The following is a 12,250-nucleotide window of genomic DNA, read 5'->3' on the forward strand; positions in this document are numbered from 1 at the left end:
TGCTGACCTTGAGCCGGGCTACCTGACCGGATCCCCGAGCACGCTCGCGACAACGACGCCGTCAGCGATCAGCGAGTCGATCTCCGAGGCCGTCACGCCCAGCTCGTCGACCAGGATGTCGACTGTGTTCCCGCCGAGCGCCGGCGGGTAGGAAGGTGCGACCTCCGTGGTGCCCTCGAAGCGGATCGGGGTCGAGACGTTCTCGAAGGCCGCTTCGTCGCCCCGCACCACGACGAGACTCCCGTCGTCGGCTGCCCGTGCGTCAGCGAGCGCTTCGAGAACGTCGCGCACCGGAGCGGCGGGGACGGACGCGGCGGAGAGCAGGTCGACCCACTCGGCGGCAGGCCGCTCGGCGAACCGTCCCTCCAGGATCGCCCACAGCTCTTCCTTGTTGCGCAGGCGACATGCGGCGTCGAGGAAGCGCTCGTCGTCGACCAGTTCGTCGACACCGAGGACCCGGCACAGGCCCTGCCACATGCGCGGCGTGTTGGCCGTGACCACCAGCTCGCGGCCGTCTCCACCCCGGAAGGAGCGGTACGTCGCTATGGAGTCGTGGCCGGCGCCCTGCGGCCCCGGAGCCACACCGTTGAGGTTGGTGTACAGGGCCTGGTACGACAGCATGGCGAGCTGGCCGTGCAGCATCGAGACGTCGACGATCCGTCCCCGCCCCGTCTCGCGGCGCGCCTCCAGAGCGGCCAGGATCCCGATCACGGCGTACAGGCCGGCCACGACGTCACCGGCCGGTATCCCGAGCCGTGCGACCGGGGCCCCGGGGTGTCCGGTCAGGCTCATGACACCGCTGAGTGCCTGGACCACCATGTCGTAAGCGGGCCGGTCGCGCAGCGGACCGTGCTGTCCGAACCCGCTGATCGACGCCCATACGAGGGCTGGATGGCGCTCGGTGACGTCGTGCGGATCGATACCGAGCCGTGTGGTGACACCCGGCCGGAAGTTCTCGATGACGATGTCGGCGCCGGCGATCAGGCGCTGCACTATCGCCAGCCCCCGCGGCGACTTCAGGTCGATCGCGATGCTGCGCTTGTTCCGGTTGTTGGCCAGGTAGTAGGCGCTGTCCCCGTCGACCGTCGGTCCGACGATGGCCCGGCTCGAATCGCCGCCGAGCGCTTCGACCTTGATGATGTCCGCGCCGAGGTCCCCGAGGAGCTGGGTCGCCGAGGGGCCGGAGAGGAAGGTCGTCAGATCGATGATGCGCAGGCTCTCCAGGGGCGGGCGCTCGCTGGTTGTCGTCATGCCGCCTCGAAGATGTGGATGGTGCACGCTCCGTGGTCCAGGCCGGCGGTGCCGCCGCCGGTGACATGGGTCAGTGCTGTGCGGTTGTTTTCGATCTGCCGGGCCCCGGCCTGCCCGGTGAGCTGCCAGAACGCCTCGGTGATCTGGGCGACGCCGCTGGCACCGACCGGATGACCCTTGGCGAGGAGGCCGCCGCTGGGGTTCACCACGACGTCGCCGCCGAAGGTCGTCCTGCCGTCGCGCAGGAGTGCCGCGGCGCTGTACTTCTCGGTGAGGCCGAACGCCTCGTAGTAGACGAGCTCCGCGATCGAGAACGCGTCGTGGAGCTCGATCATGTCGAGATCCTCCGGACCGATACCTGCCTGCGCGTACGCGTCACGCGCGGAGTCGTACGTGATCTCCGGCTTCGTCATGTCGCGGAATCCCTCCGCGACCTGGCCCGAGTGCAGGACCGAGGCGGCGACGCGCATACCGTGCGGCGTACCGAGGCGCTGACGGGCGCGTTCGGAGGCGAGGACGACGACCGCCGCTCCGTCGCCGGTCGGGCAGCACATCAGCAGCGTGAGGGGATCGGCGACGGGCCGCGCCGCGAGGACCTGCTCGACGGTGACCTCTTCGCGGAACTGCGCGAAGGGGTTCAGCGCGCCATGCTTGCGGGCCTTCACGCTGACCCGCGCCAGATCCTCGGCGGTGGCCTCGGTCTCATGGAGGTATCGCGTCGCGCGCATCGCGTAGACGGCGGGCATCGCGATGCCCTGCTTGACCTCGCGGTCCTCGGGGGACAGCGGCAGCATGCCGCCGCCGAACTGGGTGAGCTTCTCCACCCCGATGACGACGGCCACGTCGATGAGGCCCTGGGAGATCGCTGTCCACGCCTCGTGCACGGCGGTGGCGCCGCTGGAGCAGGCGTTGTCGACGTTCACGGTCGGGATCGTGCCGAGGCCGATCTCCTTGGTGATCCGCTGGCCGGTCATCATGCCGCCGTAGGAGTGCCCGACGTAGACGGCGTCGACATCGGACTTCTGGATGCCCGCGCCCTGCAGGGCGTCGATCAGCGGAGGCACCGCGAGACCCACGTAGGACGAACTGTGGTGCTTGGCAAAGGGGACCATCGCCGCGGAGACGACGAACACGCTGTCACTCATGAGTTGCCCTCTCGTCCCGCGCCGGTGACCGGCACGAAGAACCAGCTGTCGCCGTCGACGCCGAGCTCGACGCGCATGCCCGGCTGGAGCGGTGTGGAGTCCTCGCGCAGGTCGGCGAGGGTCCGGACGCCGTCGAGATCGACGTATCCCAAGGGGCGCACGTCCTGGCCTTTGGCGTGGAGCCGGGTGAAGGTGTACAGCGTCCCGGCCGTGGGCAGGGCGACGCGAGAGACGTCTCGGCTGACGCAGGAGCTGCAGACCACCCGTGTGCCGATCATCGTCTGACTGCACCGGTCGCACCGAGATCCGACGAGGCGGTGGCCTTCGGGGAAGGTGCCCAGCAGGCTGTCACTCTCCAGGTCGGGGATCGGCAGGGAGACGACAGCCTCGGTCTCGACGGTCATCGCACTCCTCCGTTGTCTGCCGCGGCGGTGGCGCGGGCGATGGACCGGGTCGGGCACACGTTGATCGCCATGTCGACCTTGTCGTCACTGTCGCCGTGCGGATCCGTGACGAACGCGATGCTCAGGTCGTCGAGGTCGAAGGTGCTCGGCGCGTAGAAGGTGCACTGCCCCGACCCCATGCAACGGTCGCGGTCGACCGTGATCTCGTCAGGCATCAGCCGGCCCTCCGCTCGCTGAACTCCAGGTGCAGGTGGGTGTGCCCGCGGAACTTGTAGCTCTCCATGAGCTCCCAACGGCGATCACCCGCCGGCCCGTGCCGCTCCTCGGACAGGGTGATGCTCTCCGTACGCTCCAGGAGTCGCTGGAGCGAGTACACCGCCTCGGCGCGGGCCAGCGGAGCTCCGGGGCAGGTGTGGATGCCACGGCCGAAGGCGAGGTGCTGGCGAGCGTTCGGGCGCTGCGGGTCGAACTCGCCGGGGTTGTCGAAGACCCGCGCGTCGCGTCCGGCGGCCCCGTGCAGCAGCAGCACCACGGTGCCGGGCGCGAGATCCAGGCCGCCGATCGTCGTGGCGACCTTCGTGAGCCGGAACGACCCCTTGATCGGCGCCTCGATGCGTAGTACTTCCTCGATGAACTTGGGGATGAGCGCGCCCTCTTGGCGCAGCAGGCCCTGCAGGTCCTGGTCCTCGGCGAGGCGCGCGAGCGAGATGCCGAGCAGCTGGACGGTCGTCTCGAGCCCGGCGGCGAAGAGGTTCGAGGCGATGCGGGCCACGTGGATCGGCTCGGGGAGGGTGCCGTCGGGGAACGTCGCGAGTGCCATCCCGGTGAGGATGTCCTCGCCCGGGTTGGCCCGCCGCTCCTCGATCTTCTCGATGAAGTAGTCGTAGAGCCGTTCCAGGCTGTTGTGGTGAGCGGCCTGAAGCTGGAGATTGCCGAGCATCGGGCCCTTGACGGCCAGCAGCTCGATCAGCATCTGGTGATCTGCCTCGGGTACCCCGAGGAGGTCCGCCACGGCGAGCACCGCATAGCGCTTGGCGTAGTCCCAGATGTAGTCGCAACTGCCCTTGGGCAGCAGCTCGTCGAGGAAGTGGTCGGCGGTGCGCCGCAGGAACTCCTCGTTCTGCTTGAGCCGCTTCGGGGTGATGAGCCCCATCAGGAGCGCACGGTGATCCGTGTGCAGGGGCGGATCGAACGTGACCATCTGGTCGTTCGAGGGGAAGTACTCGCGGTACTGCTCCAGGATCTCGGTCAGATCGTCGCCGGCCAGCTCCACGGGCAGATCGAGGACGGGACCGCCCGTCCTGTTGATCGAGGAGTAGACGTCGGGCTGGTGGTAGACCTGCAGCGCCTCCTCGTAGCCGGTGACGATGACGACCCCGTACTTGGGCTCGCGCCACACAGGGTGGTGGGTGAGCATGTGGTCGAAATACGGCAGCGGATCCGCCGCCACCTCGGCGTCGGTGAAGTAGTCGGTTTGAGCCGGGTTCATCTCCGCGGTACTCATCCGCGCCCCTCTCGTCGCGGTGCGCCCTGGTCCGGCTCCGTGAGCCGGAGGCGTCATCGCTCTCCGGGACCGGCCGTTCTGACATGACCGGTCCGCAACGTTCCATTGAACCGAACACTTTTACTGTTGTGCGGTAACCGCAGAATGGCTTCGCGGACGTTGCCGTGTCAAGAAGTGAGCTCGCGTTAAGAGAATGAGAGTGCGGCTCTGTGGTCGCCCGTTGACATTCCCGACCAGGCAAGAGCAGAATCCGAGCCGTTGCGTTGTAGCGGCTTCTTGTTCTGTTGTGCGGGATGCGATATCCGGTGGATACGTACCGAGCGACACGGCAACTCGCCATGACGGGCGCGACGCCACCCTAAGACGGAAGCCGTCGCCCGCACGAGAGCTGCGGTGGTGAGGACCCGGGCGAGCCGCCGGTCTCGCCAGGCTCGGGTGCGCATTCCTGAGAGAAGAACGGAGTCAAAGATGACTGACGACCTCGGTCCGGATCCGCTCGCCCCGTGGCTGCGCGAGATCGCCGACGCCCATGACAAGGAGCGTCACGTCGACGGGGCGCAGTGCCGGGGCTCGGTGGCGCTCATCGACGAGGCGGCCCGGCTGCGTGGCGTCACCCAGGTGAAGTTCGGCAGGGCCGCCTCGCTCGAGCGCGAGGTGGAGACCCGGCCCGGGCGCCTTGCCGACGGCCGTGCGGTGGCCGAGGCCGAGAAGCGCGACTGGCAGAAACTGGGCGTGTCAGAGCTCCGCGACGGCCACGGAAGCGTCGAACTCGACGTGCGGATCGGCGTCTACGGCCGCCACGCGCACGGCGGCGACGTCATCAAGTACGACGCGCACGGCGTCCACAACACCCACCTCGACGGGCTCGCGCACATCGGCGCGGACAACGGCTGGCACGGCCCGATCCCCGCCTCGGCGTCCGAGACCGACGAGGACACCATGGTGAACTGGGCGCAGCACGGCATCGCCACCCGTGGCGTGCTGCTCGACGTCGCGGCGGTACGCGGCGTCGACTGGATCACCGCCGAGGAGCCGGTCACGGCCGCTGAGCTCGACGCGGCCCTCGCCGCGACCGGCGTCACTCTCGCGTCCGGCGACGCGCTGATCATCTACCAGGGCCGTGACCGCTACGAGGCCGCGGGGAACGTGTACCCGAGCGGGGCGGCGGCCGTACGCCGGCCCGGTATAGGCGAGGACGGCGCGAAGTGGATCGCCGCGCAGAACCCCGGCCTCGTGCTCTGGGACTTCCACGACGCGCGTGACGACCCGGGCGGTTCGCTGGAAGTGCACAACCTCATCTACGCGATCGGACTCTGCCTCGTCGACAACTGCCTGATCGGCCCTGCCGTCGCCGAGCTGAAGGCGGCCGGCACGTCGACGGGGCTGCTCGTCGCCGCGCCGACAGCGATCCACCGTTCCACGGGAGTCCTCATCAACCCCCTCCTCCTGTACTGAACTTGCCCTGATCCTTTACTCACTCACGCCCGACCATTGATCCATGCAAAGGTCTGGTGCCGGTCCGGTGGAGCGGACCGGCACCAGACCTTTGCCATGCCCGCCCTGCACCGGTGCGGCACCATCCACGCTGAAGGAGTTGACGATGCTCATCGGAGTGCCACGCGAGCCGGCCGGGGAGACACGGGTCGCCGCAACCCCCGCGACGGTCGGACAACTACTGGGCCTCGGGTACGAGGTGGTGATCGAGGCCGGAGCCGGTGAGCTCTCCTCGTTCAGCGACGCGGCCTACGTCGAGGCCGGGGCCCGGACCGGCGCTGCCGACGAGGCGTGGGGCGCCGATGTCGTCCTGCGCGTCAACGGTCCCTCAACCGACGAGGTCGGAATACCGAAAGACGGCGCCACGTTCGTCTCGACCCTGGGGCCCTCCGTCAACCCCGATCTGGTCGACGTGCTAGCCACACGCAAGATCACGGTCCTTGCGATGGACGCGGTGCCGCGCATCAGCCGCGCGCAGTCACTCGACGTCCTCTCCTCCATGGCCAACATCGCGGGCTACCGCGCTGTCGTCGAGGCCGCCCACGAGTTCACCCGGTTCTTCACCGGCCAGGTGACGGCTGCGGGCAAGGTGCCGCCGGCCAAGGTGCTCGTCGCCGGAGCCGGCGTCGCGGGCCTGGCCGCGATCGGCGCCGCGTCGTCGCTGGGGGCCATCGTGCGGGCCACCGACCCGCGCCCGGAGGTCGCCGACCAGGTGAAGTCGCTGGGCGGCGAGTACCTCCCCGTAGTCGTGGCGGAGGAGGCGCAAGAGTCCTCCGACGGCTACGCGAAGGCCACGTCCGACCTCTACAACGAGGCCGCCGCCAGGCTCTACTCGGAGCAGGCCGCGGACGTGGACATCGTCATCACCACCGCGCTGGTGCAGGGCCGCCCGGCGCCGCGGCTGTTCACCGCGGCCGACGTGGCGTTGATGAAGCCGGGCAGTGTCGTCGTCGACATGGCTGCAGGCATGGGCGGCAACGTCGAGGGGAGCGTCGCCGGTGAGAAGGTCGTCACAGCGGGCGGTGTCACGATCCTCGGTTACACCGACCTCGCGGGCCGCCTCCCCACCCAGGCCAGTCAGTTGTACGGAACCAACCTGGTCAACCTCATGAAGCTGCTGACCCCGGGCAAGGACGGACAACTGGTCCTCGACCTGGACGACGAGGTGCAGCGCGGCATCACCGTCGTACGCGACGGCGAAAAGCTGTGGCCGCCGCCTCCAGTGCAGGTGTCCGCGGCCCCGGCTGTGGCTCCCACCGTCGAGGCCGCACCCAAGGAGGAGAAGAAGCCCCTCGCCGCCGTCGCGAAGCTCAGTCTCGTCCTCGGCGGCATGGCTACCTTCTTCCTGATCAATGCCTTCGCCCCGGCCCCGATTCCGCAGCACTTCACCGTGCTCTCGCTGGCGGTCGTGGTCGGCTACTACGTGATCGGTAAGGTGGCCCACGCACTGCACACGCCGCTGATGTCGGTCACCAACGCGATCTCCGGCGTCATTGTCGTCGGCGCGCTCATCCAGATCGGCATCGATCACCGCGCGATCCAAGTCCTGGCCGGAATCGCCACCTTGCTCGCCGCCATCAACATCTTCGGCGGCTTCGCCGTCACCCGGCGCATGCTCAACATGTTCTCGAAGGGTGCCTGACGTGTCCGTCGACTCGATCGCGACCGCGGCTTATCTGATCGCGGCCCTTCTGTTCGTCCTCAGCCTCGCGGGCCTGTCCAAGAACGCTACGGCCAAGCAGGGCTTGGTCTACGGCGTGGCCGGCATGGCCATCGCCCTGGCCGCCACGATCGGCCTGTCCCTCCACGACTCGACCGCGCGCGGCAGCGCAGTGGTGATCCTCGGGGTCGCCGTCGTGGTCGGTGGGGCCATCGGTCTGTGGCGGGCCCGCGTCGTGCAGATGACCGGGATGCCGGAACTCATTGCGCTGCTGCACTCCTTCGTCGGCCTTGCCGCTGTCCTCGTCGGCTGGGCGTCGTACCTGGAGGTCGAGCGCGAAGGCCTGGAGACCTTCACCGGCTCGCTGCTGCGCATCCACCACGCCGAGGTACTGATCGGGATCTTCATCGGCGCGGTCACCTTCACCGGCTCGATCGTCGCCTACCTCAAGCTGAGCGCCAAGATCAAGGCGGCCCCGCTCGTGCTGCCGGGCAAGAACCAGCTCAACCTGCTGGCCCTGCTCGCCTTCGCCGGTCTGACGGTGTACTTCGTGGCCGACCCCGCCCCGTGGCCGATCGTCGTCGTAACCGCGATCGCGCTGCTCTTCGGCTGGCATCTGGTCGCCTCCATCGGCGGCGGCGACATGCCTGTCGTGGTCTCGATGCTCAACAGCTACTCCGGCTGGGCTGCCGCGGCCTCGGGCTTCCTGCTCGACAACGACCTGCTGATCGTCACCGGCGCGCTCGTCGGCTCCAGCGGCGCGTACCTGTCGTACATCATGTGCAGGGCGATGAACCGCTCCTTCTTCTCGGTCATCGCCGGTGGCTTCGGTATCGAAGCCGGCCCGTCGGGCGACGTCGACCACGGCGAGCACCGCGTGATCACGGCGGAGGAGACGGCCTCGCTGCTGGACACTGCCTCCAGCGTCGTCATCACACCGGGCTACGGCATGGCGGTCGCGCAGGCGCAGTACCCGGTCGCCGAGCTCACGCGGCTCCTGCGCGAGAGGGGCGTCGACGTCCGCTTCGGCATCCACCCGGTCGCGGGCCGTCTCCCGGGCCACATGAACGTACTCCTTGCCGAGGCGAAGGTGCCCTACGACATCGCTCTCGAGATGGACGAGATCAACGACGACCTGGCCGACACCGACGTTGTCCTGGTCATCGGTGCCAACGACACCGTCAACCCGGCTGCCGCGGAGGACCCGTGCAGCCCGATCGCCGGCATGCCGGTGCTGCGAGTGTGGGACGCCAAGAACGTCGTCGTCTTCAAACGGTCGATGGCCGTCGGCTACGCCGGAGTCCAGAACCCGCTCTTCTTCCGGGACAACACCCAGATGCTCTTCGGCGACGCAAAGGCCAGGGTCGACGACATCGTGCAGGCGCTGCAGCGGGTGCCGGCCTGAGCGAAGAGGTCGGACGCGGGAGCGCCCCACTGGTGACGGACGCATCCGTCACCAGTGGGGCGCTCGTTCTGCGGTCGAGGGGCGTGGTGGCACCAGGTGTCCACGACTGATGCTCAGGCGTCGTCGGGTTCCGTCTCGGGAGCCCCGGGCCGGTTCCCCGTGAACCTGCTCGTCAACGCCGCCGCGGACTTCAGTACGAGCGCGGTCAGCTCCTGGGTCGAGGCGGCGTTGAACCGGGTCTCGGGAATGGTGATGCCCACGTCGCCGATCACGACGTTCGACGGTCCGAGAACCGGCGCCGCGATGGCGATCGCCCCGTCGATGCGCTCCCCGTGGGAGATGGCGTACCCGTCACGCCGGATCCCGGCCAGCCGTTCCGCCAGCCGGTCGGCGTCGACCCACGTCCGGTCCGTGAGAGCTTCCAGCTCGCTGTGCGTGATCGCGTGCTGGGTCTCGGGAGGGAGGAAGGCGAGAATGGCGAGACCGCTCGCGCCCGCGTGGAGCGGAAGCCAGACACCCTGCGGGACCGTGTACCGCAAGGGGTGGGAGGACTCCACCGACATGGCGAACATCATCTGGCGGCGCTGCTCGTTGACGACGGCGAAGAAGGACGACTCGCCGCTGCCCTCCGCCAGTTCGGAGAGGATGTCGAGGGCGGCCTCGCGCAGGGGGAAGCGGGCGTTCGCCGTCCAGGCCAGGCGGAGAAACTCCATGCCGAGCCGGTAGTTCCCGGCCGGCGTGCGGCCGACCATGCCCAGCTCCTCCAGGTCGCCCAGGAGCCGGTGAGCGGTACTCGCGCTGACGCCGAGGCGGTTGCCGATCTCCCGCACCCCGTAGGCCTTCTCGCCACCGTCGATCATCAGGGTGATGATCTCGATGCCGCGTGCGAGTGGATGGCGCTGGCGCTCAGCTGCGGCCACCGGCCCCTGCGGCGTGTTCTGCGTCGCCACTCCCTGCTCCTTCTCCATATCGCGTCCCGCATAGCAGAATCATGTTTCCTTTAAAGGAAACACTATCAGTCCTGCTACTGGCCGCTGGCTGTTTGCCGATGGTCGATTGTCGCCCGGTACCGGGGCGGCAATGCAACGGACCTCCCCGGCCCGAAGGCGGGGAGGCCCGTTGCTCCACAGCGTGGTCCGAACGTACCCGGACGGATGCCCGGGTGGCGACGCGCTATCTGGCTGCCCCGGCGGCGAGCAGCATGTCGGTCCTGTTGTGCAGCTTCACGCGGGTGCGCCCGGCGGCTTCGCCGCGGGCGGCTTCGGTGGCCTCGATGGCCCGCCAGCGGCTCCAGTCGACGACGGTGACGCCGCGCGAGCGCAGCAGTGCGTCCACCCCCACGGGGCCGGAGCCCTTCCCTGTCAGGCCGGGCGCGTCAGCCAGGAGGGCGGCGGCCGTCTCGCTCGCGCAGAGCCGGTTCGTTCCGATGACGCCGCTGGGGCCGCGCTTTATCCAGCCGACTGCGTAGAGGCCGGGCAGGACCTGTTCGCCGTCGAGGACCCGCGCGTCGCGGTGGGGGACGGTGCCTGACGCGTCGTCGAAGGGGACCCCGCTCAGGGCGGCACCGCGATAGCCGACGGCGGGCAGCACCAGTCCGGTGGCGAGGTCCTCGACGACTTCGGGACGTGTCGTGTGCGCCAGACGTACGGCGGAGACAGAGGTGTCACCCACGAACTCCACCGGCGTGCGGTTGAACAGGAAGCGGATGGAGCGCGGTCGCCCCTGCGGCTCGCGGGCGGCGACCTTCTGGAGGGTGGCGAGCAGCCGCGCGGTCGCCGGCCGGACGCCTGCCTGGGCCTCCTGCGAGAGGGCCAGATCGTCCGGAGAGACGATCACGTCGGCGCCCTCCACCTCGGACAGCTCCAGGAACTCCTTATTGGTGAACTTGGCATGCTCGGGGCCGCGTCGGCCGACCACGCACACCTCTCGGACCGCGTGGCCGGCCAGCGTGTCGAGCACGTGCTCGGGTACGTCGGTCCTGCGGAGCTCGTCGGGCGTGCGAACCAGCATGCGGGCGACATCGAGCGCCACATTTCCCACGCCGACCACGACGGCCCGCTCCGCGGTAAGAACCGAGGTGTCGAAAGCCGCGTCGGGGTGACCGCTGTACCACGACACGAAGTTGCGCGCGGCGACCACGCCGGTGAGGTCTTCGCCGGGAGTGCCGAGGCGACGGTCCAGCGGTGCCCCCGAGGCCAGGATCACCGCGTCGTAGTGCGCGCGCAGTTCGTCCATCGTGATGTCCGAGCCGACGGTCACGTTGCCGAGGAAGCGCACGGAGGGGGTCTCGAAGATCTCGGTCAGGGACGCGACGATCGACTTGATCTTCTGGTGGTCGGGGGCGACGCCGTACCGAACGAGCCCGAACGGCGTGGGCAGTTGCTCGAACACGTCGACGGAGACGTCGTGGGCGGTGTCCTCGGCCAGGATCTGGGCGCAGAAGGCCCCCGCCGGGCCGGAGCCGACGACGGCGACCCGCAGCGGCGCCATGCTTATGCCTCCTTGCGGGGGAGGGCCGCGACGAACTCGACATCGTGGTCGATCCTGCCCAGTTTGCGGGCGCCCTTGGGAGAGTCCAGGGCGTCGAAGAACTGGGCGTTGAGATCGAGGAACTGCTCGTCCCCACCGGTGAGGTCGGCGTCATAGCGGATCGCCGTCACCGGGCACACCTCCTCGCACGCGCCGCAGTCGATGCACTGGTCCGGGTTGATGTACATCATCCGGCCGCCCTCGTATATGCAGTCGGCCGGACATACCTGCACACAGCTCTTGTCCTGGATGTCCACGCACGCCTGTGTCACCACAAAGGTCACTTGTTCTCCCTGGTCTCCGTCGGTAGTGGGAAGGGAAGCCCGCGGCAGATGCGGCACCACCGGCGTCGGGGCGAGCCTCCAGGGGCGGTGGGTCATTCAACGGAACGAGCGATCCTTTCAACGGCGTCAGTGTCGGTACACCCGCCCGTCATGTCAAGGGGGGCGGGACGAGACGCGACGGGCGGTTCGCGCGGAGCGTGATTCCGGCGGTCGGACGAAGAAATGGGTCGCGACCCGGGTCTTCCGTTTTGGCATCGTGTGCCAATACGCTCCGGGTATCCACACGGCAGGTTCAGCGGTCGAGGGAACGCCCGGCGTTCCCGGCTGCCCTGTCGGCGATGCGTTCGCTAGTACGCACGCACGGCCGCGTACGCCGCCGTATCGCCTGATCACTTCCGCCCGCAGGCCCTGTACGGGGCCCTTCGCACAGGGAGAACACCATGAACGAGGCCGACTACTCAGCCCAGACCGAGCAGAACCTCCCCGAGGCGGTCGGCTCGCCGGAGGGGCTCATCGAGGCCGACGACCTGATCGAGGAGGTCTCGATCGACGGCATGTGCGGCGTCTACTAGGC

Annotated in this window: 12 protein-coding genes; 4 read left to right on the forward strand and 8 right to left on the reverse strand. The window is 68.8% G+C overall.

The genetic code is table 11. The annotated features are described in order from the left end of the window. Positions 1-18: 18 nt before the first annotated feature. Genes AC07EJ_RS35270 through AC07EJ_RS35290 form a run of 5 tightly spaced genes read right to left on the reverse strand, consistent with a single transcriptional unit; the run spans position 19 to position 4,304 of the window. The gene (locus AC07EJ_RS35270; protein WP_478885788.1) at positions 19-1,251 is read right to left on the reverse strand and encodes a CaiB/BaiF CoA transferase family protein; all 1,233 of its coding nucleotides are present in this window, start codon (positions 1,249-1,251) and stop codon (positions 19-21) included. After that, on the reverse strand, positions 1,248-2,396 hold the full coding sequence (locus tag AC07EJ_RS35275; RefSeq protein WP_478885789.1) for a thiolase family protein: 1,149 nt from the start codon (positions 2,394-2,396) through the stop codon (positions 1,248-1,250). The genes AC07EJ_RS35270 and AC07EJ_RS35275 overlap by 4 nt, the downstream gene beginning before the upstream one ends. Beyond that, a complete protein-coding gene (locus AC07EJ_RS35280; RefSeq protein WP_468990460.1) occupies positions 2,393-2,800 on the reverse strand; it encodes a Zn-ribbon domain-containing OB-fold protein in 408 nt (135 codons plus the stop codon). The genes AC07EJ_RS35275 and AC07EJ_RS35280 overlap by 4 nt, the downstream gene beginning before the upstream one ends. Beyond that, positions 2,797-3,015, reverse strand: a complete 219-nt coding sequence (locus tag AC07EJ_RS35285) for a ferredoxin (RefSeq protein ID WP_468990455.1) — start codon at positions 3,013-3,015, stop codon at positions 2,797-2,799. Before AC07EJ_RS35285 ends, AC07EJ_RS35280 begins: the two co-directional genes overlap by 4 nt. Then, the gene (locus AC07EJ_RS35290; RefSeq protein ID WP_478885790.1) at positions 3,015-4,304 is read right to left on the reverse strand and encodes a cytochrome P450; all 1,290 of its coding nucleotides are present in this window, start codon (positions 4,302-4,304) and stop codon (positions 3,015-3,017) included. The genes AC07EJ_RS35285 and AC07EJ_RS35290 overlap by 1 nt, the downstream gene beginning before the upstream one ends. Positions 4,305-4,772: 468 nt before the next feature. Here AC07EJ_RS35290 and AC07EJ_RS35295 point away from each other — a divergent pair, with 468 nt between their 5' ends. From AC07EJ_RS35295 to pntB, 3 genes are all read left to right on the forward strand, one after another. Further along, positions 4,773-5,759 (forward strand): cyclase family protein, encoded by a 987-nt coding sequence (locus AC07EJ_RS35295; protein ID WP_478885791.1) that lies wholly within the window; start codon positions 4,773-4,775, stop codon positions 5,757-5,759. A gap of 145 nt (positions 5,760-5,904) precedes the next feature. Then, positions 5,905-7,440 carry a Re/Si-specific NAD(P)(+) transhydrogenase subunit alpha gene (locus tag AC07EJ_RS35300; RefSeq protein WP_478885792.1) on the forward strand — a complete coding sequence of 512 codons (1,536 nt, stop codon included), beginning with the start codon at positions 5,905-5,907 and terminating at the stop codon, positions 7,438-7,440. Position 7,441: 1 nt separating this feature from the next. Next, entirely contained in the window at positions 7,442-8,863 is a 1,422-nt protein-coding gene (gene pntB, locus AC07EJ_RS35305) for a Re/Si-specific NAD(P)(+) transhydrogenase subunit beta (RefSeq protein WP_478885793.1), read from the forward strand. A gap of 113 nt (positions 8,864-8,976) precedes the next feature. Here the strand turns inward: pntB and AC07EJ_RS35310 are convergent, their stop codons facing one another. From AC07EJ_RS35310 to fdxA, 3 genes are all read right to left on the reverse strand, one after another. Further along, positions 8,977-9,813, reverse strand: coding sequence for an IclR family transcriptional regulator (locus AC07EJ_RS35310; protein ID WP_478885794.1), 837 nt, complete (start codon positions 9,811-9,813; stop codon positions 8,977-8,979). A gap of 223 nt (positions 9,814-10,036) precedes the next feature. Then, entirely contained in the window at positions 10,037-11,353 is a 1,317-nt protein-coding gene (locus tag AC07EJ_RS35315) for an FAD-dependent oxidoreductase (protein WP_478885795.1), read from the reverse strand. Between the two features lie 2 nt (positions 11,354-11,355). Beyond that, complete coding sequence (gene fdxA, locus AC07EJ_RS35320; protein WP_478885796.1) at positions 11,356-11,676, reverse strand: ferredoxin; 321 nt, start codon at positions 11,674-11,676, stop codon at positions 11,356-11,358. 440 nt (positions 11,677-12,116) lie between these two features. Between fdxA and mftA the strand changes: the two genes are divergently transcribed. Continuing rightward, complete coding sequence (mftA, locus tag AC07EJ_RS35325; protein ID WP_478885797.1) at positions 12,117-12,248, forward strand: mycofactocin precursor MftA; 132 nt, start codon at positions 12,117-12,119, stop codon at positions 12,246-12,248. Positions 12,249-12,250 lie beyond the last annotated feature (2 nt).

Source organism: Streptomyces sp. NPDC045026, from assembly GCF_056432625.1.

Excerpts from the sequence above, each read along its gene's own strand:
- AC07EJ_RS35300 (WP_478885792.1), top strand. The coding sequence starts at position 5,905 with ATGCTCATCGGAGTGCCACGCGAGCCGGCCGGGGAGACACGGGTCGCC.
- AC07EJ_RS35290 (WP_478885790.1), bottom strand. The coding sequence starts at position 4,304 with ATGAGTACCGCGGAGATGAACCCGGCTCAAACCGACTACTTCACCGAC.
- AC07EJ_RS35270 (WP_478885788.1), bottom strand. The coding sequence starts at position 1,251 with ATGACGACAACCAGCGAGCGCCCGCCCCTGGAGAGCCTGCGCATCATC.
- AC07EJ_RS35285 (WP_468990455.1), bottom strand. The coding sequence starts at position 3,015 with ATGCCTGACGAGATCACGGTCGACCGCGACCGTTGCATGGGGTCGGGG.
- AC07EJ_RS35275 (WP_478885789.1), bottom strand. The coding sequence starts at position 2,396 with ATGAGTGACAGCGTGTTCGTCGTCTCCGCGGCGATGGTCCCCTTTGCC.
- mftA (WP_478885797.1), top strand. The coding sequence starts at position 12,117 with ATGAACGAGGCCGACTACTCAGCCCAGACCGAGCAGAACCTCCCCGAG.
- AC07EJ_RS35280 (WP_468990460.1), bottom strand. The coding sequence starts at position 2,800 with ATGACCGTCGAGACCGAGGCTGTCGTCTCCCTGCCGATCCCCGACCTG.
- AC07EJ_RS35295 (WP_478885791.1), top strand. The coding sequence starts at position 4,773 with ATGACTGACGACCTCGGTCCGGATCCGCTCGCCCCGTGGCTGCGCGAG.
- AC07EJ_RS35315 (WP_478885795.1), bottom strand. The coding sequence starts at position 11,353 with ATGGCGCCGCTGCGGGTCGCCGTCGTCGGCTCCGGCCCGGCGGGGGCC.